General features: G+C 64.7%; 1 protein-coding gene. It reads right to left on the bottom strand.

The genetic code is table 11. The features are described 5' to 3' along the window. Nucleotides 1–116 precede the first annotated feature (116 nt). Nucleotides 117–371, bottom strand: a 255-nt coding sequence (locus tag EN852_RS36285) for a dihydrofolate reductase family protein (protein ID WP_189546433.1), incomplete at its 5' end; no start/stop codon positions are given.

Here is a 371-nt window from a genome sequence, read left to right as displayed (position 1 = left end):
TCCGCCGCGTCCCGGCACCTCATTTTCGCCTCGACAGACGGTGGCGTAGAGGGGAATAGAGCGCTCCTGTAATGACACGCGGGGGCTGCTTCCCGGCGCGGGCGCATCTCGCGAGATCAGGCAGGAGCATAGCTCAGCCTGATCACATTCTCGTCGATCCGGTCATTGGCCATGAGGCGCAGCGGCGGCCGGGGTCCGGCGAAATACGGCTTTCCGCGGCCAAGCACGACCGGGTGCAGGTAGATCCGATACTCATCAATCAAGCCGAGGTCGGTGAGGCTCCGGGCCAGATCCGGGCCGGCAACAGCAATCTCGCCGTCGCGCTCGGCCTTCAGCTTGCGCATCGCGCTCTCAAGGTCATCTCCAACGAG

The organism is Mesorhizobium sp. M2E.F.Ca.ET.209.01.1.1 (assembly GCF_004010375.2).
Classification (GTDB): domain Bacteria; phylum Pseudomonadota; class Alphaproteobacteria; order Rhizobiales; family Rhizobiaceae; genus Mesorhizobium.
This window is presented reverse-complemented; position numbering and strand designations above follow the sequence as displayed.